Annotated in this window: 26 protein-coding genes and 1 tRNA gene; 1 reads left to right on the plus strand and 26 read right to left on the minus strand. The window is 73.4% G+C overall.

Going from position 1 to position 23,687, the window contains the following annotated elements:
• The 21 genes from J5Y09_RS19815 to rplU form a co-directional block, all read right to left on the minus strand.
• Nucleotides 1-186, minus strand: a 186-nt coding sequence (locus tag J5Y09_RS19815; RefSeq protein ID WP_209353571.1) for a hypothetical protein, incomplete at its 3' end; no start/stop codon positions are given.
• 22 nt (nt 187-208) lie between these two features.
• A complete protein-coding gene (locus J5Y09_RS19820; RefSeq protein WP_209353572.1) occupies nt 209-1,603 on the minus strand; it encodes a S41 family peptidase in 1,395 nt (464 codons plus the stop codon).
• A gap of 121 nt (nt 1,604-1,724) precedes the next feature.
• Nucleotides 1,725-2,948, minus strand: a complete 1,224-nt coding sequence (locus tag J5Y09_RS19825; RefSeq protein WP_209353573.1) for a murein hydrolase activator EnvC family protein — start codon at nt 2,946-2,948, stop codon at nt 1,725-1,727.
• A gap of 118 nt (nt 2,949-3,066) precedes the next feature.
• Nucleotides 3,067-4,035: a Bug family tripartite tricarboxylate transporter substrate binding protein gene (locus tag J5Y09_RS19830; RefSeq protein ID WP_209353574.1), complete on the minus strand. Its 969-nt coding sequence runs from the start codon at nt 4,033-4,035 to the stop codon at nt 3,067-3,069.
• 35 nt (nt 4,036-4,070) lie between these two features.
• A complete protein-coding gene (gpmI, locus tag J5Y09_RS19835; protein WP_209353575.1) occupies nt 4,071-5,627 on the minus strand; it encodes a 2,3-bisphosphoglycerate-independent phosphoglycerate mutase in 1,557 nt (518 codons plus the stop codon).
• 29 nt (nt 5,628-5,656) lie between these two features.
• Nucleotides 5,657-6,523: an ion transporter gene (locus J5Y09_RS19840; protein ID WP_245217267.1), complete on the minus strand. Its 867-nt coding sequence runs from the start codon at nt 6,521-6,523 to the stop codon at nt 5,657-5,659.
• Between the two features lie 63 nt (nt 6,524-6,586).
• A complete protein-coding gene (locus J5Y09_RS19845; RefSeq protein WP_209353577.1) occupies nt 6,587-7,264 on the minus strand; it encodes an NnrU family protein in 678 nt (225 codons plus the stop codon).
• 13 nt (nt 7,265-7,277) lie between these two features.
• The gene (locus J5Y09_RS19850) at nt 7,278-7,727 is read right to left on the minus strand and encodes a 23S rRNA (pseudouridine(1915)-N(3))-methyltransferase RlmH (RefSeq protein ID WP_342451516.1); all 450 of its coding nucleotides are present in this window, start codon (nt 7,725-7,727) and stop codon (nt 7,278-7,280) included.
• A 1-nt stretch (nt 7,728) separates the two neighbouring features.
• Nucleotides 7,729-8,760 carry a ribosome silencing factor gene (rsfS, locus tag J5Y09_RS24820; RefSeq protein ID WP_342451512.1) on the minus strand — a complete coding sequence of 344 codons (1,032 nt, stop codon included), beginning with the start codon at nt 8,758-8,760 and terminating at the stop codon, nt 7,729-7,731.
• A complete protein-coding gene (locus J5Y09_RS19860) occupies nt 8,667-9,293 on the minus strand; it encodes a nicotinate-nucleotide adenylyltransferase (protein WP_209353580.1) in 627 nt (208 codons plus the stop codon). Before J5Y09_RS19860 ends, rsfS begins: the two co-directional genes overlap by 94 nt.
• The gene (locus J5Y09_RS19865) at nt 9,290-10,141 is read right to left on the minus strand and encodes a 2-keto-4-pentenoate hydratase (protein WP_209353581.1); all 852 of its coding nucleotides are present in this window, start codon (nt 10,139-10,141) and stop codon (nt 9,290-9,292) included. The genes J5Y09_RS19860 and J5Y09_RS19865 overlap by 4 nt, the downstream gene beginning before the upstream one ends.
• 94 nt (nt 10,142-10,235) lie before the next feature.
• Entirely contained in the window at nt 10,236-10,979 is a 744-nt protein-coding gene (locus tag J5Y09_RS19870; RefSeq protein ID WP_209353582.1) for a hypothetical protein, read from the minus strand.
• Complete coding sequence (locus tag J5Y09_RS19875) at nt 10,976-12,241, minus strand: glutamate-5-semialdehyde dehydrogenase (RefSeq protein ID WP_209353583.1); 1,266 nt, start codon at nt 12,239-12,241, stop codon at nt 10,976-10,978. The genes J5Y09_RS19870 and J5Y09_RS19875 overlap by 4 nt, the downstream gene beginning before the upstream one ends.
• 71 nt (nt 12,242-12,312) lie before the next feature.
• A complete protein-coding gene (locus J5Y09_RS19880; RefSeq protein ID WP_209353585.1) occupies nt 12,313-13,794 on the minus strand; it encodes an ABC transporter substrate-binding protein in 1,482 nt (493 codons plus the stop codon).
• Nucleotides 13,795-13,859: 65 nt separating this feature from the next.
• Nucleotides 13,860-14,837 (minus strand): Bug family tripartite tricarboxylate transporter substrate binding protein, encoded by a 978-nt coding sequence (locus tag J5Y09_RS19885; protein WP_209353586.1) that lies wholly within the window; start codon nt 14,835-14,837, stop codon nt 13,860-13,862.
• 117 nt (nt 14,838-14,954) lie between these two features.
• Nucleotides 14,955-16,091 (minus strand): glutamate 5-kinase, encoded by a 1,137-nt coding sequence (proB, locus tag J5Y09_RS19890; RefSeq protein ID WP_209353587.1) that lies wholly within the window; start codon nt 16,089-16,091, stop codon nt 14,955-14,957.
• Between the two features lie 92 nt (nt 16,092-16,183).
• Nucleotides 16,184-17,386: a DUF1501 domain-containing protein gene (locus tag J5Y09_RS19895; protein WP_209353589.1), complete on the minus strand. Its 1,203-nt coding sequence runs from the start codon at nt 17,384-17,386 to the stop codon at nt 16,184-16,186.
• A complete protein-coding gene (locus tag J5Y09_RS19900; RefSeq protein WP_209353591.1) occupies nt 17,383-18,924 on the minus strand; it encodes a DUF1800 family protein in 1,542 nt (513 codons plus the stop codon). The genes J5Y09_RS19895 and J5Y09_RS19900 overlap by 4 nt, the downstream gene beginning before the upstream one ends.
• Nucleotides 18,925-18,987: 63 nt before the next feature.
• Nucleotides 18,988-19,992 carry a GTPase ObgE gene (obgE, locus tag J5Y09_RS19905; RefSeq protein WP_209353593.1) on the minus strand — a complete coding sequence of 335 codons (1,005 nt, stop codon included), beginning with the start codon at nt 19,990-19,992 and terminating at the stop codon, nt 18,988-18,990.
• Nucleotides 19,993-20,059: 67 nt separating this feature from the next.
• Nucleotides 20,060-20,329, minus strand: coding sequence for a 50S ribosomal protein L27 (gene rpmA, locus J5Y09_RS19910; RefSeq protein WP_209353595.1), 270 nt, complete (start codon nt 20,327-20,329; stop codon nt 20,060-20,062).
• A 12-nt stretch (nt 20,330-20,341) separates the two neighbouring features.
• Nucleotides 20,342-20,659 carry a 50S ribosomal protein L21 gene (gene rplU, locus J5Y09_RS19915; protein ID WP_209353596.1) on the minus strand — a complete coding sequence of 106 codons (318 nt, stop codon included), beginning with the start codon at nt 20,657-20,659 and terminating at the stop codon, nt 20,342-20,344.
• A gap of 355 nt (nt 20,660-21,014) precedes the next feature.
• On the opposite strand from rplU, the gene J5Y09_RS19920 reads away from it, so the two are divergent.
• Nucleotides 21,015-21,104: transfer RNA gene (locus J5Y09_RS19920), tRNA-Ser, on the plus strand.
• 157 nt (nt 21,105-21,261) lie between these two features.
• Here the strand turns inward: J5Y09_RS19920 and J5Y09_RS19925 are convergent.
• The 5 genes from J5Y09_RS19925 to J5Y09_RS19945 all read right to left on the minus strand — a co-directional run bounded on the left by J5Y09_RS19925 (nt 21,262) and on the right by J5Y09_RS19945 (nt 23,482).
• Nucleotides 21,262-21,534 carry a hypothetical protein gene (locus tag J5Y09_RS19925; protein ID WP_209353598.1) on the minus strand — a complete coding sequence of 91 codons (273 nt, stop codon included), beginning with the start codon at nt 21,532-21,534 and terminating at the stop codon, nt 21,262-21,264.
• A 386-nt stretch (nt 21,535-21,920) separates the two neighbouring features.
• Nucleotides 21,921-22,169: a hypothetical protein gene (locus J5Y09_RS19930; RefSeq protein ID WP_209353599.1), complete on the minus strand. Its 249-nt coding sequence runs from the start codon at nt 22,167-22,169 to the stop codon at nt 21,921-21,923.
• A gap of 65 nt (nt 22,170-22,234) precedes the next feature.
• Entirely contained in the window at nt 22,235-22,603 is a 369-nt protein-coding gene (locus J5Y09_RS19935; protein WP_209353601.1) for a hypothetical protein, read from the minus strand.
• Nucleotides 22,604-22,763: 160 nt separating this feature from the next.
• A complete protein-coding gene (locus J5Y09_RS19940) occupies nt 22,764-23,084 on the minus strand; it encodes a hypothetical protein (RefSeq protein WP_209353603.1) in 321 nt (106 codons plus the stop codon).
• Nucleotides 23,081-23,482 carry a hypothetical protein gene (locus tag J5Y09_RS19945; protein ID WP_209353604.1) on the minus strand — a complete coding sequence of 134 codons (402 nt, stop codon included), beginning with the start codon at nt 23,480-23,482 and terminating at the stop codon, nt 23,081-23,083. Before J5Y09_RS19945 ends, J5Y09_RS19940 begins: the two co-directional genes overlap by 4 nt.
• Between the last annotated feature and the right edge of the window lie 205 nt (nt 23,483-23,687).

Raw genomic sequence — 23,687 nt, forward strand, 5'->3', positions numbered from 1 at the left:
GGGCTCGGCGGCTGGCGCGGCTGGCGCGGCCGCGACCGGACCGGGGGCCGGTCCGGGTGGCGCCGCGGCGCTCGCCGCGGGCGCGTCCGGCGGGCCGAGGCTGTTCAGCCAGGCCGCGCCGACCCCGGCGCCGCCGAGCACGACGGCCCAGAACAGGCCAAGCGCCCGCCAGCCGGGGATGCGCATGGCGCCTTCCCCCCGGGGCGGCTCAGCGCGCGGCGCGGCGCTGCGGGTTCGGCGCCGCCGCGATGCCGCGCAGCAGGCCCAGCGCCTGTTGCAACTGGTGGTCGGTTTCCGGCCGGGCGGGGTCGAAGGCGGGCGCGCCTTCGGCCGGCTGACGCTGCACGCGCTCGGCCACGCCGGCCGGCAGGTTCAGCGGCGGGGGCGGCGGCGCCGCGGCCTGGGGCTGCTGCTGCTGGCCGCCGCCCTCGTTGCGGAGCGCGCGGCGCAGGTCGGCTTCGCGTTCCCGGCGCGCGGCGGTGGTGGCCTGCGGGTCTTCCCGCGTCGCCAGCACCTCGATGTCGGGCTCGATGCCGGTCGCCTGGATCGAGCGGCCGGACGGCGTGTAGTAGCGCGCCGTGGTCAGCCGGATGGCGCCGTTGCCCGGGATGGGCATGACGGTCTGGACGCTGCCCTTGCCGAAGGACTTCACGCCCATGACGATGGCGCGGCGGTGGTCCTGCAGCGCGCCGGCCACGATCTCGCTGGCCGAGGCCGAGCCCGCGTTGATCAGCACGACCATCGGCAGGCCCTGCGCGATGTCGCCGCCGCGCGCGTTCCAGCGCTGCGCGTCTTCCTGCCGGCGGGCGCGGGTGCTGACGATCTCCCCCTGGTCGAGGAAGTCGTCCGAGATCTGCACCGCCTGGTCGAGCAGCCCGCCCGGATTGTTGCGCAGGTCGAGCACGAGGCCGCGCAGGTTGTTGCCCGCCTGGCTGCGGATCTGTTGCATGGCGCGCCGCAGCCCGGCTTCCGTCTGCTCGTTGAAGGAGGTCAGGCGGATATAGCCGATGTCCCCGCCCTCGACGCGGAAGCGCACCACCTGCGGGCGGATCACGTCGCGGGTGATGGAAAGCTCGATCGGGCGTTCCGCGCCTTCGCGGCGGATGGTGATGCGGATCGCGGTGCCGCGTTCCCCGCGCATCTGCTCGACCGCTTCCTGCAGGCTCAGCCCCTGCACGGAATTGCCGTTGAGATGCGTGATCAGGTCGCCCGGACGGACGCCGGCGCGCGCGGCGGGCGTCTCGTCGATCGGGCTGATGACCTTGATGTAGCCGCCTTCCTGCGTGACCTCGATGCCGAGGCCGCCGAACTCGCCGCGCGTCTGCACCTGCATGTCGCGGTACATGCGCGGGTTCATGTAGGAGGAATGCGGGTCGAGCCCGGTCAGCATGCCCTGGATCGCGTTCTCGATCGCGTCGCGGTCGTTGACCGGCTCCACATACTCGGCACGGATTCGCTCGAAGACGTCGCCGAACAGGTTGAGCAGCCGGTATGTCTCCGCCCGGCCGCCATCCTGCGCCCAGGCGGCGACCATCGGGCCCACCACGACACCTGCCGCGAAGGCCGCGCCAACGGCCGCGAACGTCCCGCTCCTGCGCCGCATTCCACTTCCTTCCATTCGTTCCGTCTCGGTCCGCCCGGGGCGCTCGCCCCAGGCGCGAATTCACATCCTACAGCGCAACGCGGCCCGAGGTGCACCCCCGAAACCGCGCCGAAACTTGCGGTTACCCGGCGCCGGCACGACCGCCGGCCAGCCAGGGCCGCGGATCCAGCGGCTGCCCGTCCCGCCGCAGCTCCAGGTAGAGCCGCGCGCGGCCGCCTTCCCCCTCCGCCATCACGCCGACCGGTTCCCCGGCCAGCAGCCGGGCCCCGGCCGCGGTGTCGAGCCGCCCGAAGCCTGAAAGGACGACATGGTGCCCATCCGCGCATTCCACAATCAACAACAGGCCATAACTTCGGAAAGGACCGCTGAACACGGCCCGGCCGGGGCAGGGGCTGACCACCCGCGCGCCGGCGGGGGCGGCGATGGTCTGCCCCCGCGCCGGCCCGGCCTCCGCCGCCTCCCCATAGGCGCGGACGACCCGGCCGGCGACGGGCTGGGCGCGCGCCCCGGCCCCCGGCGCGGCGGCCAGCGTGGCCGGGCGTTCGGGCGCCTCCGGCGGTTCGGGCAGCGGCCGGCCGGCGCGGCGGGCGGCGCGCTCGGCCCGGGCGCGGGCGGCGGACTCGGCCCTTTCGCGCGCCGCTTCCTCGGCCGCGGCCCGGGCGCGGTCGCGCTCGATCCGGGCGAGCATTTCGGCCAGGTCCGCCGCGCGGGCCAGCGCCTCCTGCGCGCGGCGCCCGGCCTCGCGCTCGGCCTGCCGGGCCTCGGCCTCCCGCATCCGGGCCGCGGCGATCTCGGAATCGAGCGCGCGGGCGGTGCGCATCGCCTCCTCCCGCGCCGCGGTCACCATCGCGGCCTCGGCCGCGGCGACGCGGGCGCGGCGGGAGGCTTCCTCCCCTGCCGCGCGCAGCGCCTCGACCTCCCGCTGCACCTGCCGGGCGACGCCCTGCAGCACCATCACTCCGCGCAGCGCTTCCTCCGGCGGCACGGGCACGGCGAGCAGGGTTTCGGCGGGCCACAGGGCAAGACGGCGGATCACCGGCATCAGCGGCGCCAGCGCCGCGGCGCGGCGCTCCGTCTCCTGCCGAGCGGCGATGGCGGCGAGCGTCGCGGCGCGCTCGCGCTCCTGCGCCTCATCCAGGATCGCCTCGGCGCGCTGCACGCGCTCGGCCATGGCGATGCGCTGGCGGGCGAGGCCGCGTTCCTCCTCCGCCGCTTCCCGCGCCAGGCGCGCGGCCTCGGCGGCGGCGGCGCGCTCGGCCTCGGCGGCGCGGCGCGCATCCTGGATCGCGTCCTGGGAGGGCTGGGCGCGGACAGGGCCGATCGGCAAGGCCAGCGGCGCGAGCAAGGCCAGGGCGCCGAGGCACCCCCGCGCCCCGCGACGCCGCCGCTCCGTCCGCTGCCCCGGCCCTGACCTCATTTCCCGGCGCTTACCATCCCCGCCGGAGTCCGAGCCATTGCGCCGGCTACTGCACGCGGATGTTGCGCGCCCTGATCATGTCCCGCCACTTGGCGTTCTCGGCGGCGAAATAGGCCGGCCAGGCCTCGGGCGCGGTCACCGTGGGCACCACGGCCAGGGTGGCCAGGCGCTGGCGCGTCTCGGCCGCTTCCATCGCCGCCTTCGCCGCCTGGTGGGCGCGCTGGACGATCTCCGCCGGCAGGCCGGCCGGGGCCTGCAGGGCGATGTGTTCCTCGACGATCACGCCGGGGAAGCCCTGTTCGGCGAAGGTCGGGATCTCGGGCGCGAGCGGGCTGCGCTGCGGGCTGGCGACGCCGAGCGCGCGGAAGGCGCCCGACTGGATGTGCGGCAGGATGCCGGAGGCGGCCTGGAAGACCATCGGCGTCTCGTTCGCCAGCACCGCCTGCACCGCCGGGGCGCCGCCGCGATAGCCGATATCGGGGATCTCGAGCCGCGCTTCCTGCAGGAACAACTCGGTCGCGAGATGCGTCGAGGACCCCGCGCCGGAATTCGCATAGGTGATCCGGTGCCCTGGCCGCCGCGCCAGTTCGACGAACTCGGCCAGGGTGCGCGCCGGGAAATCCTTGTTCACCACCATGATGATCGGCATGGCGGCGAGCAGCCCGATGCCCATCAGGTCGCGCTCGTTGTCGTAGGGCAACTGGTACAGCCAGGGCGCCATCGCGTAGGTCGAGACGGTGCTGACGAGCAGCGTCGTGCCATCCGGCCGCGCGCGCGCGACGGAATTGAAGCCGATCGTGCCGTTCGCCCCGGTGCGGTTGTCCACCACGAAGGACCGGCCCGTGTCCTGCGTCAGGCGCTGGGCGAGGATGCGCGCGACCGCGTCGGTCGACCCGCCCGCCGCCCAGGGGACGACGAGGGTGACGGGGCGCGACGGCCAGGATTCCTGCGCCCGCGCGGCGGCGGGCAGGCCCATCGCGCCGGCGAGCGCGAACGTGGTGCGGCGTGTGATCATCTTTGTTGTGTCCTCCCTCGGTCGATCCGGTCGCGTCAGTCCGCCGCGGCGGCGCGCGGCGGGCGCAGCAGCGAATGTCCCGTCATCGCCGCCGGCTGGTCCACGCCCATCAGCGCGAGCAGCGTCGGCGCGATGTCGGCCAGCCGGCCATCGGCAAGGCCCACGCCGTCCGGCCCGCCCATCAGGATGGCGGGGACGGGGTTCGTGGTGTGCGCGGTGTGCGGGCCGCCGGTGGCGGGGTCGCGCATCAGCTCGGCATTGCCGTGGTCGGCCGTGACGAACAGCGCGCCGCCCGCCGCGCGCACCGCCTGCGCGATGCGGCCGAGCCCGGCATCCACCGCCTCGACCGCCCGGGTCGCCGCGGCCAGGCTGCCGGTGTGGCCGACCATGTCGGCATTGGCGAAGTTCAGCACGATCAGGTCGTAGGTGCCGGTCCCGATCGCGGCGAGCGCCTTGTCCGTCAGTTCCGGCGCCGACATCTCCGGCTGCAGGTCGTAGGTCGCGACCTTGGGGGAGGGGACGAGGATGCGGTCCTCGACCGCGAAGGGCGTCTCCTCCCCGCCATTCAGGAAGTAGGTGACGTGCGGGTACTTCTCCGTCTCCGCCATGCGGAGCTGGCGCAGCCCGGCCTTCGCGACCACCTCGCCGAGGATGTCGTCCATCGATTGCGGGGCGAACAACGTGGACAGGTGGGCGTTCAGCGCCTCGCTGTATTCCGTCATGCCGGCGGCGGCGGCGAAGCGGATCGTCCGCCCGCGGTCGAAGCCGGAAAAACCGGGGTCGAGGAAGGCGGCGAGCGTCTGCCGCACGCGGTCGGCGCGGAAGTTGAAGGACAGGATCGCGTCGCCGTCGCGCATGCCGGCGTAGTCGCCGATGACGGTCGCGGGGATGAACTCGTCCGTCTTGCCCGCCGCATGCGCCGCGGCGATGGCGGCCTGCGCATCCGTCGCGCGCGCGCCGTCGCCGTCCGCCATGGCGGCGTAGGCCGCCCGCACGCGCTCCCAGCGATTGTCGCGGTCCATCGCGAAGTAGCGGCCGATCACGGTCGCGATGCGCACGCCGGGCAGCCCGGCGATGCCGGCCTCGAAGCGGGCGAGGAAGTCGGGCGCCGCCTTGGGCGCGGTGTCGCGGCCATCGGTGAAGGCATGGATCGCGACCGGAACGCCTTCCGCGGACAGGATGCGCGCGAGCGCCTCCGCGTGGTCCTGGTGCGAATGCACCCCGCCGGGCGACAGCAGCCCCATCAGGTGGCAGGTGCCGCCCGAGGCCTTGAGCGCCGCGACCAGCCCCGTCAGCGCCGGCAGGCGCGCGATCGAGCCATCGGCCACCGCGGCGCCGATGCGCGGCAGGTCCTGCATGACGACGCGGCCCGCGCCGATGTTGAGGTGCCCGACCTCGGAATTGCCCATCTGGCCCTCCGGCAGGCCGACATCGGCGCCGGAGGTCTTCAGGAAGGCATGCGGGCAGCCCGCCCAGAGCGCGTCGAAGGCGGGCGTGCTGGCCTGGCGCACGGCATTGTCCGCCGTCTCCTCCCGCCAGCCCCAGCCGTCGAGGATGACGAGCATGACGGGGCGGGGGCGGGTGGCGGGCATGGCGATGTCCTGGGCGGGGGCGCGGGGCATTAGACCCGGCTCCGCTCCTCCCGCAAGGCCGCGACCTCGGCGCGCAGCGCGCGGATCTCGGCCAGCAGCGCGACCTGGTCGGCATGCGCGGAGGATGCGGCGGCATCCGACGCCGCCTGCGCCGCGGCGGCGTCGGCGCTGACGCGCTGCTCGCGCAACGTCTGGATGCTCTCGACGATCACGCCGATGAACAGGTTCAGCACGACGAAGGTGGCGACGACCGAGAAGGGGATGAAGAACAGCCAGGCGAGCGGCTGCTTTTCCATCGCCTGGCGGACGATGTTGCCGAAATCGTCCATGGCCATGAGCTGGAACAGGGTGAACAGCGCGGTGCCGAGGTCGCCGAACTGCTCCTCCATCCCCGTACCGAACAGCTTCACCGCCATGACGGCGAAGACGTAGAAGATCAGCAGCATCAGCAGCACGATCGATCCCATGCCGGGCAGGGCGGCGAGCATCGCCTCCACCACGTTGCGCAGGGATGGCACGACGGAGACGAGGCGCAGCACGCGCAGGACGCGCAGCGCCCGCAGCACCGCGAGCGGCCCGGAATCCGGCGCCCAGGAGATGCCGACCACCACCAGGTCGAAGATCCCCCAGGGGTCGCGGAAGAAGCGCCCGCGGAAGGCATAGATGCGCAGCGCCAGCTCGGCGGTGAAGATCCACAGCAGCGTGGCGTCCACCACGTGCAGCACGTCGCCCCAGGCGGCCATGATGCTGTCGGAGGTCTCGAGCCCCAGCGTCACGGCGTTGAACAGGATCAGCGCGATGACCGCGCGCTGGAACGGGGCGGAGACGACGAGGCGCGCGGCGCGCGCGCGCGGCGTGTCGGCCGTATCGGCGGCCGTGAGGGCTTCCTGCATCATGCTGTCCCGCTGTTCCCCTGGGTGGAGGGGAGATAGGGGCGGCGGGCCCCGCGCCGCAATCCCTCAGCCGAGGATCAGCGCCGGCACCCCGAAGACATGCCGGTGGGCATGCAGGAACCCCGCCCAGAGCACGAGGCCGGCGAGCGGCGCGAGCCAGCCGATCTCCCCGAGGTCCAGCCGGTTCCGCCCGGCCAGGATCGCGCCCCCCGGCAGGATCGAGGACGCGGCGGCGAAGCCGGCCCAGGCTTCCCCGTGCCGCCGCGCCATCTTGGCGTCGATCGACGGCATGCCCGCGAGCGCGGTGACGAGGAAGGCGCCGAAGAAGACCAGCGCCGCGCTGTCCCCGTTCCCCAGCATGTGCAGCCCCGACCAGATGGCGAAGGACCACAGCATCGGGTGGCGCGTGACGCGCTGGATGCCGCGCGGCCCCTTGGCCAGCAGCCCGGCGCCGCCCATCGCCGTCGGGTTGCCGATCAGCGAGCAGGCAAACAGCAGGAAGGCCGGCAGCATCAGGATGGCGATGATCCAGCGCGCCCAGGCGGGTGCGAACCACAGCGGTGTCGTCTCCGCCCCCTGCCAGGCCTGCGCCAGCAGCGCGATCGAGGCCACGGAGGCGACCGAGAAGCCGATGGTGAAGCCTGTCTCCCCCAGCCGCGCGACCGCGGCATCCCGCAGCCGCGTGCCGGAGACGCCGACATGGACGAAGACCCAGAGGATGGCGGCGAGGGTGAGCAGGATCATGGGCGGCACTCTCTCACGGCCGCCAGGCGCGGTGGTAGGGGTGGCCGGCGCGGATCGCCTGGGCGCGGTAGAGCTGTTCGGCGAGCATGCCGCGCACCAGGAAATGCGGCCAGGTCATCGGGCCGAGCGCGATGACGTGCCGCGCGCGCGTCGTCACCGAAGGGTCTAGCCCCTCGGCGCCGCCGATCAGGAAGAAGGGCTGCTTGCCCGCCTCCTCCGCGCGGGCGATCAGCCGGGCGAAGGCCTCGCTGTCCGGCGCCTCGCCGCCGAGGTCGAGGGCGATGGCGACGGCGTCCTCGGGCAGGGTGGCGAGCAGGCCGGCGGCTTCGCGGCGGCGGACCTCGGCGGCGGATCCGCGCGCCTCGGGGATTTCCGTCACCTCGGGCGGCGGGCGCAGCCGGGCGGCGTAATGCGCGTAGAGCGCCGCCTCCGGCCCCGCCTTCATGCGCCCGACGGCGAGGATCCTAGCCGGGCGCGGCGTCGGAGGCCCCCGGGCTTTCCGGGCCCCACATGCGCTCGATCCGGTACAGCTCGCGCGCCTCGGGCCGGAACAGGTGGATCACCAGGTCGCCGGCATCGATCAGCACCCAGTCGGGGGAGGCCTGGATCGAGTCCCGCCGCAGCTGCAGCCCGGCCTTGCCGAGCGCCTCGTCCAGATGCGTCGCCATGGCCTGCAGCTGCCGCTCGACCATGCCTGTCGCGATGATCAGCCGGTCGGCGTAGTCGGCGCGGCCGGTGACATCGAGCAGGACGATGTTCTCCGCCTTGTCGTCCTCGAGGCTCTTCATCGCCGCCTCGACGAGCAGGGTGAGGCGGTCGGGGGTGAGCTTCTCCCGCTTGCGGGACCGGGCGGGGCGGGGCGCGGCGGGGGCTTCGGCCTTGGGCGCCTTGGCCTTGGCAGCGGGCTTGCCCGTCGCGGCCTTGGCCGGCTTCGCCTTCGGCGCCACGGCCTTCGTCGTGGCGGGCGCGGCCTTCGCCTTGGCGGCGGCGGGCGCGCGCGCGGGCGCCTTCGCGGCCTTTGGTGTCGCCGCGGCGGCCTTCGGCTTGGCAGCGGTGGCCTTCGGCTTCGCGGCGGCCGTCGGCGCCTTGGCGGCCTTCGGCTTGGCGGCGGCCGGCTTCGCGGTGGCCTTGGCTGGCGCGGGCTTTGCCGCGGGCTTTGCCTTCGCCTTCGCGGGCGCCGCCTTCGTGGCGGCGCTGGCCGTCGCGCGCTTCGGCGCCTTGGCCGGCGCGGCCTTCGCCTTGCCGGCCTTGGCGGCCGTGGCCTTGCGCGCCGGCTCCTCGGCCGCCTTGGCCTTCGCCTTCGTCGTCGCGGCCTTCGTCGTCGCGGCCTTCGCCTTGGCAGGCGCTGCCTTCGCCGGCGCCTTGGCGGCCGGCTTCGTCTCGCTGGTCTTCGGCGTGCGGGCTATGGCCCCCTCCTCTCGCCCGTGTCGCTTCCTGCCCGGGCCGCGCGGATGGCGGTGGCGGAGGCGGCGTGCTCTCGCGCCGGAACCAAGCACCAAGCCGCGTGCGGCGCAAACCTTTCCGCCAGGAGCGCACCCGGCGCGCGGCGATGCCGGCGCAGCGCCGCGGCCGCCTGCCCCGCCAGGGCGCGGCGCGTGAAGCCCGGCCGCGGCAGCACCGCGAGCGTCGTGCCGCGCGCGATCCGGCGCCAGCCCTTCCAGCGCGGCAGCTGGCAGAGATTGTCGGCGCCGATGACGAAGACGAAGCGCGCGCGGCGGAACCGCCGGCGCAGCAGCCGCAGCGTGTCCGCCGTGTAGCGCGTGCCGAGCGAACGCTCGATGTCGGTGGCGATGATGCGCCCCCCTTCCTCGAGCCGCCGTGCCGAGGCAAGGCGTTCGCCCAGCGGCGCCATGCCCGCCACCGGCTTCAGCGGATTGCCGGGCGAGACCATCAGCCAGAGCTGGTCGAGCCGCAGCGCGCGCAGCGCCATGCGCGCGACATGCAGGTGCCCCGCATGGGCCGGGTTGAAGGACCCGCCGAGCAGCCCGATGCGGCGCGCGCGGGAATCGCCGAAGCGGCCCGGCCTCACCGCGTGCGGACGCTCACGCTGACCGTCGTGGGCGCAAGCCCTTCATAGCGCACGGTGTAGGTGCGCCCCGCTTCCAGCGGCAAGGTCGGCGAATAGCCGGCGACCGAGACGACCTGCCCCGCTTCCAGCCGCATCCCGTCGCGCGCCAGGTCCTCGACCAGGAAGGCGATGACGTTGAGCGGATGGCCGAGCGCGGCGGTGCCCTGCGCGCGCGCGCGTTCCTGCCCGCGGTCGTCCACCATCGTCACCGTCATGGCCGCGAGCCGATCGGCGAAGGCTTGCGTCGGCTCGACCGGAATGGGCGTGCCCATCACGCCGAGCCGGGCGCCGACATTGATGGCGAGCAGGTTCGGCCCGGTGAAGCCGCCGGTCAGCGTCAGGTCCGGCAGTTCGATGAAGGGAATCACGGCATCGAGGTGCCGCAGGATCGCGACATGGTCGCGCCCGGCTGTGTTGATGCCCGCGTCGCGCACGCGCAGCAGCAGGTCGCTTTCGATGACCGGCACGGCGCCGAACCGGGCAGGCACCTCGGCGCCGTCGCGCAGGCTGATGCTGCTTTCGAACAGCATGCCGCGCAGCGGCTGGTTCACGCCGAAGCGCTGCTGCACCGGCGCGCTGGTCAGCCCCACCTTCCAGCCGACGAGCGAGCCCCAGGAGGGCACCAGCGCCGCGACCAGCCGTTCCTGGGCGCAATGCCCTTCTTCGAGCGTCCGCAGGCCGGCGAAGGGCGGAGAGGGCCTGTTGGCCATCAGCGCCTCGGCAATGCGGTCCATCGCCGCCTGGTCCGGGCAGGCGGATTGCGCGGCGAGTGGCAGGGCGACCAGGACGGCGGTGAGCAGTGCGCGCATGATTGGTTCCTCCGGAGCCCGCGATGCTACCGGCCCGCCGGGCCGCGGCGGAAGGGCCTCGTTCCAAGCGCGCAAGCGAATGACGCGGCGCGCTTCAGCGGAACTGCACCGCGACGACGCCCAGCCCCCGAATGTCGAGCCGCCAGGACTCGCCCGGCCGCGGGGCGACCGGCGCGGCGGGACCGAGCAGCGCGACGAGATCCCCCGGGCGTAGCGGCTGGCCGGCGGCGGCGCGCGCGCGGGAAAAATCCGCGAGCAGCGCGGCGGGCGACGCGGCAAGGCCGAGCACGGCCGCCATCACGCCGCCATCGGCCATCAGCGTCGCCATCGGCGCCTCGGCCGCGTCCATCGCGGCCTCCGCCCCCATCACGCCGAGCCGCAGGCCGAGATTGCCGGCGATGCGCGCCGGCCGCCCGGCGCCCTGCACGGCGGCCAGGTCGAGCAGCGCGAGATAGGGCGCCGCGGCGGTCGCGCGCCCATCCTCGCCGATCCGCAGCAGCAGGCCGGGCGCGACCGCCGGGCGGACGGCGAAGGCCGCCTCGATCGTGGCACCCGACATGGCGCGAAGGTTGGCGTGGAACAGCGCGCCGGCGATCGTCGGCAGGGCATCGGCCGCCAGCGCGTGGCCGGACACGTCGCCCCAGGGCTGCGCCAGCGTCGCGACGAGCCGCCCCTGCGCGCAGAGCGCCTCGGTCTCCGTCATCGCGGGGAAGGGCGCGGGCAGCCGGCGTTCCAGCAGCGCCTGGGCGAAGCGCGCGACATCGGCCATCTCCGCGCAGGCGGCGTGCGCCGGCGTGGCGGCCAGCGTCGCGAGCAGCGCGGCGGCGGCGCGCCTCACGGCCGCGTCTGGCCGGTCCCGATCACCTGGTAGCGGAAGGTGCAGAGCTGCTCGAGCCCGACCGGCCCGCGCGCATGCATCCGCCCGGTGGCGATCCCGATCTCCGCCCCGAAGCCGAACTCGAACCCGTCGCAGAACTGGGTGGAGGCGTTCCACATGCCGACGGCCGAGCCGAGCCCGTCGAGGAAGGCCCGCGCCGCGGCTTCGTCCTGCGTGACGATCGCCTCGGTGTGCTCGGACCCGAAGCGCGCGATGTGGGCGAGCGCGTCCTCGACGCCGTCCACCACCTTCACCGACAGCATGGCGTCGAGCCATTCGGTGGCGAAGTCGTGTTCCGTCGCGGCGGGCAGGTCGGGGCAGATGGCGCGCGCGCGGTCCTCGGCGCGGAAGGCGCAGCCCAGCGCGGCGAGGTCGGCGACCAGCAGCGGCAGCAGCGAAGGCGCGATGGCGGCGTCGATCAGCAGCGTCTCCGTCGCGCCGCAGATGCCCGTGCGGCGCATCTTGGCGTTCGCCAGGATCGACCGCGCCATGGCGGGATCGGCCGCCGCGTGGATGTAGGTGTGGCAGAGCCCCTCGGCATGGGCGAGGACGGGCACGCGCGCCTCCTCCATCACCCGCGTCACCAGGCCCTTGCCGCCGCGCGGGACGATCAGGTCGATCAGGCCAGATGCGCGCAGCATAGCGCCGACGAAGGCCCGGTCCTGGGTGGGGGCGAGTTGCACCGCATCCTCGGGCAGCTTCGCCACGCGCAGGCCATGGCGCAGGCACTCGGCGATGGCGGCGGCGGAGCGCGCGCTTTCCGACCCGCCGCGCAGCAGCACGGCCGATCCGGCCTTGAGGCAGAGCGCGCCGGCATCGGCCGTCACGTTCGGGCGGCTTTCGAAGATCATGCCGATGACGCCGAGCGGCTGCGCGACGCGGCGGATGACGAGCCCGTTCGGCCGCGTCCATTCCGCCAGCACGCGCCCGACCGGGTCGGGAAGGGCCGCCACCTGCTCGAGGCCGGCGGCGATGGCCTCGATCCGCGCGGGCGTCAGCGTCGCGCGGTCGCGATAGGCGGGCGTGAGGTCGGGCGCGGCCTCGAGATCCGCCGCATTGGCGACGAGCAGCGCCGGCGCGGTTTCCCGCAGGCGCGCGGCGGCGGCGGCGAGCGCCGCGTCCTTGGCCGCCGATGGCGCGCGCGCGAGCGTCGCGGCGGCCGCGCGGGCGGCGCGGGCGGCGGTGTCGAGCAGGCGGGCGGCATCCTGGGGAATGGCGTTCACGGCGGTCTCTCCTGCCCCCTGCCTTAGGCCAGAAGGGGGGCGGAGGGAAAGCGCGGCCGTCGCGTGGCGGCTCAGCGCCCCGGGCGCAGCCCGCCGAAGCGGATGATGCCGTCCGGGCTCGGCTGGAAGCCCTGCACCCCGGCGCGCAGCGCCCAGAACCAGCGATGGTGGTACAGGATCAGGTGCGGCCGGTCGGCCATCCAGCGATCCGCCGCCAGGCCGTATTGCGCGCGCCGCGTCGCGGTGTCCGTGCTGCGGCGTGCGGCGGCGAGGGCGGCATCGACCTCGGCGCTGGCATACTTGCCCCAGTTGAGGAAACCGTCCGAGGCGAGCCAGATCGCGATGTTGCCGTCCGGGTCCGGGCGGCCGGACCAGATGACGATGGCCGCGTCGTAGTCCCCGCGCTGGGTGGCGGCGACCATGGTGCTGGATTCCAGCGTCTCGATGCGGATGTCGAAGCCGCCCTCGGCCGCCATGGCCTGCACGATCTGCGCGACCTGCGAATCCACCGGCGTGTTCGCGACCTTCAGCGTGAAGGCGAAGCGGTCATGCCCGGCTTCGCGCAGCAGGGCGCGGGCGCGCGCCGGGTCGCGCGGCGGCGGCGCGCGCTCGGCGAAATGATAGGGCGTGCCGGGGGCCTCCGGCTGGTTCGAGGGCACGAACAGCCCTTCCAGCGCCACCTGGTTGATGATGGCGCGGTCGATGCTCCGCTCCAGCGCCTCCCGCACCCGCGGATCGCGCAGCGCGCCCGTCGCGGTGTTGATCGCCATGGTCTGGTAGGCGATGGCGGTCGCCTCGACCACCTGCAGCCGCCGGTCGCGCCGCGCCTCCGCCACGTCGGACGGCGACAGGCGCTCGATGATGTCGAGCTGCCCGGCGCGCAGGTTCAGCAGCCGAACCGTGCCGTCGGGGATGGGCAGGAAGACGAGCCGCTCGGCATGGATGTTCCCGGCGTTCCAATGGCCGGGGAAGCGCTCCATCTCGATGCGGTCCTGCGGCACGCGGCGCGTCAGGCGGAAGGGGCCGGAGCAGACGGGCTCGTCGCGGATGCGCTCGCCCAGCCGCGCGAGTGCCGTGGGCGACATGATCATGCCCGCGCGGTCCGACAGCACCGAAAGCAGCGGCGCGAAGGGTTCCGACAGGCGGATCACGACGGTGTCGGGGGCCGGCGCCTCCACCGCGCTGACCGGGCGCAGTTCCCCGCGGCGGCGGGATTCGCGCGCGCTGCGGTAGCGTTCGAGGTTGATCCGCACCGCCTCCGCATCGAGCGGCGTGCCGTCGTGGAAGCGCGCATCGGTACGCAGCGTGAGCGTCAGCGAAAGCCCATCCGCCGCCCATTGCCAGCGCGTGGCGAGTTCCGGCCGGAAGGACAGGTCCGGCCCGACATCGACGAGCTTGTCGCAGAGCGCGGAGAAGACGACGCGCTCGACGAAGGATCCGCTCATGGCGGGGTCGAGCACGTTCGGATCGGCGCCGATGCCGATGCGCAGCGTCTGCGCGCCGGCCGGCGCGGCGAGGACGGCCGAGAGCAGCAGGGCGGCGATGCGGCGCATGGGTCGCTTCCTTGGCGGGAGCGCCGATGCTGGGCCGCGCGCCGCGGCCGCGCAAGCCGCGCGGGCTATTCGATGCGGATGCCGCTTTCGCGGATGATGGGCGTCCACTTCACCCGCTCCTCCTCCCACGCCGCGGCCAGCTGGGCTGGGGTGCTGTGGCGTGGTTCGAGCCCGTTGCGGTTGAGCGTGGCGGTGACCTCGGGGTCGGCGAGTGCGACGCGCATCGCGGCGTTGATGCGCGCGACCGCCGCGTCCGGCGTCCCGCGCGGCGCCAGCACGGCGTACCAGGAGGGCACGTCGAAGCCGGGCACGCCTGTCTCGGCGACCGTGGGGATGTCGGGCATGAGGCGGGAGCGCGTGAGGTGCGGGATGGCGAGCGCGCGCACCTTGCCTTCGCGCACCTGGGTGAGGACGGAGGCGGCGGTCGCGAAGGAGAAGTCGACCCGACCCGCGAGCAGGTCCGTGACCACCAGCCCGCCGCCGCGGTAATGCACCGCCGTCGTCTCGACCCCCGCCATGCGGTCGAACAGCAGCCCCGCCAGGTGCGGCCCGCCGGCGATGCCGCTGGTGCCGTAGGACAGGCGCCCCGGCGCCGCCTTCGCCGCGGCGACGAGGTCCGCCGTGCTGCGCCAGGGCCGGTCCTGCGGGATGACGAGGATGTTGAACAGGTCGACCGCGATCGAGATCGGCGCGAGGTCGCGCAGCGGATCGACCGGCAGGCGCATCACCATCGGGCTGACCACCAGCGCACCGAGCGTCGCGAGCAGCAGCGTGTGCCCGTCCGCCGGGCTGCGCGCCACCACTTCCGTCGCGATGTTGCTGCCGGCGCCGGGGCGGTTCTCCACGATCACCGGCTGGCCCAGCACTTCCCCCATCTTGGGCGCGATGGCGCGGGCGGAGATGTCGGTCGCGCCGCCGGGCGTGAAGCCGACGACGAGGCGCAGCGGTCGCGTCGGGAAGCCTTCCTGCGCCAGCGCCGGGGCGGCGAGCGGCAGGGTGGCGGCGGCGAGCAGGGCACGGCGGCGGAACGTGTGCTGTGTCATGGCGCGTCTTCCCGGTGTCGTTGGTCTTGGCCGCGGTTCTGGCACGGGCGGGCGGCGGGAAGAAGGGGCCGCATCGGGGTGCAGCTCTGGGCCGCGGACGGACGCCCCCCCGCGCGGTCAGCCCGGCGCCAGCAGCACCAGGTCGTCGCGGTGGATGATCTCGTCCCGCCCGCGCCAGCCCAGGATGGCCTCGAGTTCTTCCGAGCGGTGGCCGGCGATCTGCCGCGCGGCGTCGGCGTCGTAGGCGGACAGGCCGCGGGCGACCTCGCGCCCGGATTCGTCCTGCACGCTGAGCGGATCGCCGCGCCCGAAATCCCCTTCCACCGCGCGCACGCCGGCGGGCAGCAGCGACGACCCGCGCAGCAGCGCCCGCGCCGCGCCGGCATCGACCCGCAGCACGCCCAGCGGTGCGAGGCTGCCCGCGATCCAGCGCTTGCGCGCCGTGCGGCCTTCCGGCGCGGCGAGGAACCAGGTGCAGCGCGCGCCTTCGAGCATCGCGGCGAGCGGATTGTCCCGCTTGCCGAGCGCGATCGCCATGGCGCAGCCCGCGCCGGTGGCGATGCGCGCGGCGATCAGCTTGGTGCGCATGCCGCCCGAGGAATAGCCGGGCGGCGGTTCGCCCCCCATGGCCATGATCTCGTCCGTGATGCGCTCGACCGCCGGCAGGTGCGCCGCGGCCGGATCCTTGCGCGGATCGGCGGTGTACAGGCCGTCGATGTCCGAGAGCAGCACGAGCGCATCCGCCCCGATCATCTCGGCGACGCGCGCGGCGAGGCGGTCATTGTCGCCGAAGCGGATCTCGGCGGTCGCGACCGTGTCGTTCTCGTTGATGACCGGCACGCAGCCCAGGCCGAGCAGCGTGCTGATCGTCGCGCGCGCATTGAGGTAGCGGCGCCGGTCCTCGGAATCCTCGAGCGTGAGCAGCAGCTGCGCCGCGTTCATGCCATGCGCGGCGAGCGCTTCCTGCCAGGCGCCGGCGAGACGGATCTGCCCGACGGCGGCCGCCGCCTGCTTTTCCTCCAGCCGCAGGGCGCGGCGCGTCAGGCCGAGCGCGCGGCGGGCCAGCGCGATCGCGCCGGAGGAGACGAGCACGACCTCGGCGCCTGCCGCGCGCAGCGCCGCGACATCCGCCGCGACCGAGGCGAGCCAGGCCGTGCGCGGCGCCGCGGTGTCCGCATCCACCACCAGGGCGGAACCGATCTTGACGACGATGCGCTTCGCGCCGGCGAGGGTGGGGGCGGCAGGGTCTGACATGGCGGCGGGGCAATAGCATGGGGGCGGGGCGGCGTTGAGGGTCGCGCGACGCGGCCCGGCCCCGCGCTGCGCGGGTGCCGGCACGCCGCCCGCTACACCACGCTCCGCCCCGCGAGATCTTCCATTACTCGCCGGAACACCGCGCGGTAATCCTCGGCGACCGCGAGGTCGACGCCATCCTCCAGCGCATCCCGCGACAGCCCCGGCCAGGCGCCGAAATGCCCGCCGAGCGCGCCGCCGCGCCCGAAGGCCATGACCGTGCCGGCGCGGCCATGGTCGGTGCCGCCGCTGCCGTTCGCGCGCAGGCGGCGGCCGAACTCGCTCGCCACCAGCACGCACCAGCGGCGCGGCAGGCCGGCGAGGTCGGCATCGAGGGCGGCCAGGCCGCGCGAGAGCGTGCGCACCAGGCCCGGCAGGCGCCAGCCCTGGCCCTCATGCGTGTCCCAGCCGCCGAGGTCGACCTGCGCGGCGACGAGGCCGGGATGGCTCTTCGCCGCCTGCGCGACCGTCGCCAGCGCGGCGCCGAAGCCGCCCACGCCGGCATAGTCGGCGCCGTTGGCCGGGCGATAGGGCGTGATCCGTCCTTCGCCATCGCGCGGCAGCAGCGCGTCCAGCGCGCGCATGTCGCCGATCGCCGCGCGCGCGGCGCGGGAGACGGCGTCCTGCCCTTCGGCGTGCAGCGCCTCGATCGCCAGTGCGCCGATCCGCCCGCCGGGCAAGGCGAGCCCGCCGGACAGGGCGGGGAGGGACAGCGCGCGTGCCGCGCCTGCCAGTTCGGGCGGCAGGCCGCCCTGGCCCGCCAGGGCGAAGGGGCCGGCCAGCACATCCTGCCCGAGCGCTGCCGCCCAGGCGCCGAGCCAGCCGCCGCCGCGCGCCTCCCGCGACCGCCCGCGCCCTGTCGCCATGAGGGACTGCGCCTCGAAATGGCTGCGCGTCGGTTCCGGCAGCCCGGCAGCGGGCCAGAGCGCGAGGCGGCGGTCGCGCCAGATCTCGGCCAGCCCCGTCGCCTCGCGATGCAGGCGGAAATCGATGCCGCGATGCGCGTCCAGCCGGTGGCCGGCCTGCGCGCCGTCCGCCGCCGTGCGCAGCTCCGCCGCGCGCATCTCGACGAAGGCGGCGTCGTCGGCGGGGGAGAGGAAATGCAGCGAATCCATGCCGCCGCGCAGGAACACCAGGACCATCAGCGGCGCGTGCGCCGTGGCGGGCCCGGCGAAGGCGAGGCCGCGCAGCCCCGGCAGCAGGGCGGCGCCGAGCCCGGCGCGGATCAGCTCGCGGCGGCCGAGGCGGGCGATCATGTGCGCTGGAACCCCGGGGCGAGCAGCAGGAGGCCGGCGAGCAGCGAGACCTCCTGCGGGTTGCGGGGGATTTCCGGTCGCCGGTCGGCGGCCCAGGCGCGGCCGATCGCGCCGATCGCGGCCTCGCTCGCCGGACCGAGCAGCGGCGCGGCCAGGCTGCGCGCCGCGCGCAGCGCCGGCTGGCCGACCAGCGCGGCCGCGAGCGGCGACGCGCCGGTGCGCCACCAATCCTGCGCGAGGCCGAGCAGCAGCGCCCAGCGCGCGCGCAGCGCCCCGGCGCCGAGATAGGGGGCGGCATCGACCGGCTGGCCGTCCGGCGCGGGCCAGGCGAACAGCGCCTGCCCGGCGCGGCCCATCTCGTCGATGAACTGCTGCTTCGGCGTGAGCGGGATGGCGAGGCCGCGCGCGGCGGCGGCCACCGCATCGAGCGGGCGGCGCATGCGCCCCTGCGCCGCATCGGTCGCCTCGGGCCCGTCGAGCAGGGCCGCGACGCTGCGCGCGATCTGGTCCGGCGCCTCCCGGTGCCGGAGGAAGGCGGCCTCGGCACGCGCGATGGCGGCCGGCGGCGGCGCTTCCCCCACCAGGAAGCGGGCGAGCTTCGTCGCGACGTGGCGCGCGGTGGCGGGATGCGCGGCGCAGGCGGCGAGCACCGCGCGCCCATGCGCCATCGCCGGCGCGAAGGGCGGCAGTTCCTGCGCGAGCACGCGCTTCTGGTAGCCGTCGTGCCAGCGCTCGACATAGGCGAAGGCGCCGGAGGGCGGCAGGAGCTGCGCGGCGTCCACGCGCTGGCCGGCGGCGAGCGTCCAGCCGGTGAAGGCGCGCGCCGCTTCCCAGACATCGCCGTCATGGTAGCCGGCGGGGCGGCCTTCCGCCGCGCCCGGCACGTCGCGCCAGGCGCGCGCCTGCGGGTGGTAGGCCGCGGCGCCGAGCGTGTGCAGCTCCATCAGCTCGCGGGCAAAATTCTCGTTCGGCGCGCCGGCGCGGGAGGAGCGGTTGTTGAGGTAGACGAGCATGGCCGGGCTCGTCGCCATCGCCTCGAGCAGTTCGGAAAAGTTGCCGAGCGCGTGCCGGCGGATGCGGGCGTCGTGGTCGGGCAGGCAGACCGAGACCTGGATGGAGGCCTGCGCCGCGACCGAGAAATGGTCGTGCCAGAACTCGACGAGCCTTTCGCGCAGCTGGTCCCGTGCGAGCACCTTGCGCGCGATCGTCGCGGCGATGAGGTCGAGCCGCGGGCGGTCGCGTTCCTGCCACGGGATCGGGCGGCGGTTGTCGCCAAGCGCCCAGCGCTGCGCCTGGGTCATCGCGAGGCTGGCGAGCGGGCGTTCCTCCTCGACGAACTGCTCGCCCGGGCCGGCCGCGTAGCGGATCGGCAGCGTCATGCGCGCGAGATGGGCGTCGAGCGCTGCATCATTGGCCGGTGTCGCGAGCTGCGCCTCGACCCACTCACGCCGGGACATGCGCGCGACCGCCGCGGCCTCCTCGGCCCGCGGGCCATAGGCGGCGCGGTTCAGGAGGCGGCGGGCCGCGTCCTCACCCATCGGGCCGGTCGACATGCGCAACGATATAGCGCGCCGGCCGGGCCGCGCGCCACGGTCGCGTGCTCAGTCCCCGCGACGATGCGCGGCGATGGTGTCGGCCAGCGCGCGCAGCACGCCCGGCACGCCATCCCCCGTCGCGCCGCTGATCAGCATCACGGGGCGGCCGCAGGCGCGTTCCAGCGCCTTGACGCGGGAGGCGCGGGCCTGCGCCGTCATCGCATCCGCCTTGTTGAGCGCGACGATCTCAGGCTTGTCGACCAGCCCGTGCCCATAGCCCTCGAGCTCGCCGCGGATGGTCCGGTAGGCGCCGGCGGGGTCGGCCTGCGTGCCGTCGATCAGGTGCAGCAGGACGGCGCAGCGTTCGACATGGCCGAGGAAGCGGTCGCCCAGGCCGGCGCCTTCGTGCGCGCCTTCGATCAGCCCGGGGATGTCGGCGAGGACGAATTCCTCGGTCGCGTTCAGCCGGACCACGCCGAGTTGCGGATGGAGCGTGGTGAAGGGGTAGTCGGCGATCTTGGGCTTCGCGGCGGAGACGGCGGCGAGGAAGGTGGACTTGCCGGCATTGGGCAGCCCGACCAGGCCGGCATCGGCGATGAGCTTCAGCCGCAGCCAGAGCCAGCGTTCCTCCCCCGGCCATCCCTTGTCGGCACGGCGCGGGGCGCGGTTGGTGCTGGTCTTGTAGTTAGCGTTGCCGAAGCCGCCATCGCCGCCCCTGGCGATGATCACGCGCTTGCCCGGCGCGTCGAGGTCGGCGAGCAGCGTCTCCCGGTCCTCGGCCAGGATCTGGGTGCCGACGGGGACCTTCAGCACGACGTCGTCGGAACCCGCGCCGGTGCGGTCAGCGCCCGCGCCGTTGCCGCCCTTGCGCGCCTTGAAGTGCTGCGCGTAGCGGAAGTCGATCAGGGTGTTGAGGCCTTCGACGGCTTCCGCGACGACGTCGCCGCCCTTGCCGCCATTGCCGCCGTCCGGGCCGCCGAACTCGATGAACTTCTCGCGCCGGAAGGCGACGACGCCGTCGCCGCCATCGCCCGCCTTCACGTAGACCTTGGCCTCGTCGAGGAACTTCATCTTGGGGTCCTGAAACGCGAACGGGGGCCTTGCGGCCCCCGCTGCAACGACGCCATGGGGGCGTCGGTTACTCGGCGGCCAGCGCCTCGGGCTCCACGGTCACGTGGACGCGGCCCTCGGCCTTGCGGATGAACTTGACGCGGCCGGACACGGACGCGTGCAGGCTGTGCTGCCGGCCGGCATAGACATTGGTGCCCGGGATCATCTTCGTGCCGCGCTGGGTCACGATGATGGAGCCGGCGGCGACCGTCTGCCCGCCGAACAGCTTCACGCCGAGACGCTTGCCTGCGGAGTCGCGGCCGTTGCGGGACGAGCCGCCTGCCTTCTTGTGCGCCATGGATGGTGCTCCTTACGCCGCGGTGATGGCGGCGATCTTCAGCACCGTCTGGTGCTGGCGGTGGCCGTTCTTGCGCCGGCTGTTCTGGCGGCGGCGCTTCTTGAAGATGAGGACCTTGTCGCCGCGAGTCTGGTCGACGACCGTCGCGGTCACGGAGGCGCCCGGCACGGTCGGCGCGCCGACGGCGAGGCCGGCCTCGCTGCCCAGCAGGAGCACGTCGTGGAAGGTCACGGTCGAGCCGGGCTCGGCCTCAAGCTTTTCGACGATCAGCAGGGCGTCGGGGGTGACGCGGTACTGCTTGCCGCCGGTGCGGATCACTGCATAGGTCATTGGGTCGCCCCGGAACTCGTGTGTCAGTCGGCCTGGATGACGGCGGTTTGGCGGGTTCTGGGCCCGAAAACGACCGCCGGCGGCACACGGGTGCCGCCGTTGGGAGCGGGGCGTATAGCGCCGGGGCGGGCCGGGCGTCAACGGTCGAGGTCAGCGTCGCGGCGTGCCGCCGTCGTTGCTGCCCGGCCGGGGCATGCCGGGGCGTGGATCGCGGCCCTGCCGGCGCCAGTTGGGTCGGCGCCGGGCGCGATTCCGGCAGATGCCTCAGTGGTGGGCGTTGCGCGGCGGCGGGCGGGTGGGTATATCGCCGCCTCCCCATCGACCGGGGCGCGCCTGGCGAAGGCTAGGCGCATGCGGAGAGGTGCCGGAGCGGTCGAACGGGTCGGTCTCGAAAACCGAAGTACGGGCAACTGTACCGTGGGTTCGAATCCCACCCTCTCCGCCAGTCTTTTCCGCTACAGCATTGTAATTTCAGAAAATTTTCAGCGGCGCCATAGTCTAACCCCCATCCCTACCCCCATCGAAGCATTGGGTGGGGCAGCATCGGGATAGATGGTCCTGCATCATCTGCACCCGGAACCGGCATGACGAGGTTCAACACATCACGGCGCTTGCCCCATTTGGCGCGCTACCCACCGCCGCGCCGGCCCGTGCATCCAGTCCGGGTGAACGCGGCATAGCGTCGCAATGATCTTGTTCGGGGTCGTCGCGGCGGTTTCCGGGTCGCCCCCGGCGGCGAGATAGGCGTCCCGGATGCGGTGCCAGCCGGCGGGTTCTAGCGTGCCCTCTGCGCCGTTCTGCCGGTATGCCTGCCCGACCGCGACAACGAGCGCGCGCGGCCAGGTGTCGAGGGTGTGGAAGGTGCGGGCGTTCATGTAGCCGAGCGTAACGCAATCCCGCCTTCGACCGTCGGGCTCTGGCGAACGCCAGCGGTTCGCAACCTGCCTGCTTTGACCCAGCGCAAATTAGAATCATTTCACTTGATTAATTGCCCTAATCGGTTCGTAAGCGTCCGGCTATGGAGCGATTGCTAACCTATCGGATGAGCGAAGACCGCGTGCACTTCGCCTATGGCGATAGGCGGGCATATGTCCCGCGTGGACAATGGCCAGCACGCTGGTTTCTCGGTGACTTCCACCCCGACCTTGAGTGCGCAATCCGTGATTGGTTCGACGCTACGGACGCGGGGCGGCCCGACGAGCTCGACGTTGATGACGTGATCGAGCGCCTCCTGCGTATGTGACAGGACAGCGCTTCCGCGTCAGGTCGAGGCGGTGCTCGCCAAGTAACCGCACTGCACATCCCCCAGCGTGACGAGCCACGCTTCGAGGATCGCGGCGTGCAGTTCGAGACGGTCGAGGTCCACGCGCATAGCGGCGGCAACCTTTTCGCCGCTCTCCGCGATGACCGCCGGCAACTCCTCCCGCAAGAAGGCCACGCGCGCCTTGGAGCGCCGCAGTTCATCGCACCAAGCCTTGACCGCCGCTGGGCTCAATCCGTTCGTGTCCATCGCGCTCTCCCGTTCGCTTCCGGTCCGATCCGATGGCGGGTTATCGCGATAACGTGTCGAATTGGCTAACTCGTTTCGGGCTCGCGGGAATGTGAAGCGCAGGCTTTGAATTGCTGCGCGCCGATTGCATCGCGCCTTTCCGTCGCGTGGCTGGTCGGCAGAACCACCAGTTCTGACTCTCGCCGCCAATAGGGTCGGCGTGGCCCGCCGAGCATCCAATCGGGAAACATGCGCAGGAAGATGGTAATTATAGCTTTGGGCTGCGTTTCTGCATTTTCTGGCGAGCCGCCGGCATTCAGATACGCATTACGAATACGCTCTTCTGCAATATTATCAGATATGCCATCCATAAGACTCTGTCGATATGCGTCCGCGACACTGATCGCGAGGGAAAGCGAGATAGATTTTGAATCGCATAGCGTCTTATTGTTCATCCCCGTCAGATACACGACGGTTCGAGTTACATTTTTGATTCACCGCAAGATGCATTCCTCTGCCCGTTGACGGCAAAGTCCGAACATCGAGAACCACAGCCCGGATCTCAGTTTCAGGTGCAAAAACCTTTGCATCGCTCGGCGAGTGCGCTGGACACGCTCACGGCCGTATTGCTGCCCGCGCCTGCGGATCGGCCAGCACCGCCGCGACGACGAGGTCGCGCAGCCCGTCGCGCGCTTCGTCCGGCAGCATAACGCCATCCCCCACGCCATCCGGCCCGCGCGGCGGCCTTACCTCAAGCCGCCCGCCGCGCAGCCGCGCCACCGTCAGGATCAGCCGCACGCCGCCCGGCCCCTCGGCCTCGGCATAGACCAGCGGCACGCGCCGCGCTTCTGTCGGCAGCCAGGTCCGCAGGATTGACCAGCCGCAGCCCTCGCGCGCGGGCGCCTCTGCGCGCGTAATTCCTTCGGTTCCGATCATGGCGCTCCGCCTCCGTTCTCCCGCTGCCAAAGCCTATCAAGCCATCCGATTTCCTCGGCCGAGAGGATCAGGCGCTCCGCCTTCAACAGCCGCGCGCGCAGCGATTCGATGCGAGCGCGCTCGGCAGGCGTCACGCCAGGGCGCCAGGCGAGGAAGCCCATTTGCTTGCGCGCCGTCCTCGGCGCGAGCGTCGCGAAGGTGAAGGCCGGCGCCGCGCGCTGGCGCAATGCGGCTTCCACCACGGCGCCAAAGGCCGGCCAATCCATCCCGGCCGCTTCCAGCGTTCGGCCGATGGCGCGCGCTGCGGCGACGGCCTCGCCATCAACCGGGCTGCCCAACAGCGCCACCGCCTTTCCGATGCGGCGAGCCTGCCCCGCGTTCATCGGCTCTCCGCTCATGTCTCGATAGCCTCAACCGGCAGCCCCGGTGGCGCCGGGTGACAGGTCTGGCAGTCCGGTTGCTCATCAGTTCCCGCGCGTCGCCACCACCGCCGGCCGGCGCAGGTTGGACAGGCGCCCCGCTGCCGGCGCGCCGCCGCAAAGGCGCGGCCACGCTCGGCGCCGTAGTCCATCGCGTGCCACGCCACCGCCGGCCGCGGCGGGT

The organism is Roseomonas nitratireducens (assembly GCF_017813355.1).
GTDB lineage: Bacteria > Pseudomonadota > Alphaproteobacteria > Acetobacterales > Acetobacteraceae > Neoroseomonas > Neoroseomonas nitratireducens.

Excerpts from the sequence above, each read along its gene's own strand:
- rplU (WP_209353596.1), bottom strand. The coding sequence starts at position 20,659 with ATGACCTATGCAGTGATCCGCACCGGCGGCAAGCAGTACCGCGTCACC.
- J5Y09_RS19930 (WP_209353599.1), bottom strand. The coding sequence starts at position 22,169 with ATGGACACGAACGGATTGAGCCCAGCGGCGGTCAAGGCTTGGTGCGAT.
- obgE (WP_209353593.1), bottom strand. The coding sequence starts at position 19,992 with ATGAAGTTCCTCGACGAGGCCAAGGTCTACGTGAAGGCGGGCGATGGC.
- rpmA (WP_209353595.1), bottom strand. The coding sequence starts at position 20,329 with ATGGCGCACAAGAAGGCAGGCGGCTCGTCCCGCAACGGCCGCGACTCC.
- J5Y09_RS19940 (WP_209353603.1), bottom strand. The coding sequence starts at position 23,084 with ATGATCGGAACCGAAGGAATTACGCGCGCAGAGGCGCCCGCGCGCGAG.
- J5Y09_RS19845 (WP_209353577.1), bottom strand. The coding sequence starts at position 7,264 with ATGATCCTGCTCACCCTCGCCGCCATCCTCTGGGTCTTCGTCCATGTC.
- J5Y09_RS19945 (WP_209353604.1), bottom strand. The coding sequence starts at position 23,482 with ATGAGCGGAGAGCCGATGAACGCGGGGCAGGCTCGCCGCATCGGAAAG.
- proB (WP_209353587.1), bottom strand. The coding sequence starts at position 16,091 with ATGTCAGACCCTGCCGCCCCCACCCTCGCCGGCGCGAAGCGCATCGTC.
- J5Y09_RS19820 (WP_209353572.1), bottom strand. The coding sequence starts at position 1,603 with ATGCGGCGCAGGAGCGGGACGTTCGCGGCCGTTGGCGCGGCCTTCGCG.
- J5Y09_RS19900 (WP_209353591.1), bottom strand. The coding sequence starts at position 18,924 with ATGGGTGAGGACGCGGCCCGCCGCCTCCTGAACCGCGCCGCCTATGGC.
- J5Y09_RS19840 (WP_245217267.1), bottom strand. The coding sequence starts at position 6,523 with ATGATGCAGGAAGCCCTCACGGCCGCCGATACGGCCGACACGCCGCGC.
- J5Y09_RS19885 (WP_209353586.1), bottom strand. The coding sequence starts at position 14,837 with ATGACACAGCACACGTTCCGCCGCCGTGCCCTGCTCGCCGCCGCCACC.
- J5Y09_RS19925 (WP_209353598.1), bottom strand. The coding sequence starts at position 21,534 with ATGAACGCCCGCACCTTCCACACCCTCGACACCTGGCCGCGCGCGCTC.
- J5Y09_RS19935 (WP_209353601.1), bottom strand. The coding sequence starts at position 22,603 with ATGAACAATAAGACGCTATGCGATTCAAAATCTATCTCGCTTTCCCTC.
- J5Y09_RS19895 (WP_209353589.1), bottom strand. The coding sequence starts at position 17,386 with ATGATCGCCCGCCTCGGCCGCCGCGAGCTGATCCGCGCCGGGCTCGGC.
- J5Y09_RS19865 (WP_209353581.1), bottom strand. The coding sequence starts at position 10,141 with ATGCGCGCACTGCTCACCGCCGTCCTGGTCGCCCTGCCACTCGCCGCG.
- J5Y09_RS19830 (WP_209353574.1), bottom strand. The coding sequence starts at position 4,035 with ATGATCACACGCCGCACCACGTTCGCGCTCGCCGGCGCGATGGGCCTG.
- J5Y09_RS19880 (WP_209353585.1), bottom strand. The coding sequence starts at position 13,794 with ATGCGCCGCATCGCCGCCCTGCTGCTCTCGGCCGTCCTCGCCGCGCCG.
- gpmI (WP_209353575.1), bottom strand. The coding sequence starts at position 5,627 with ATGCCCGCCACCCGCCCCCGCCCCGTCATGCTCGTCATCCTCGACGGC.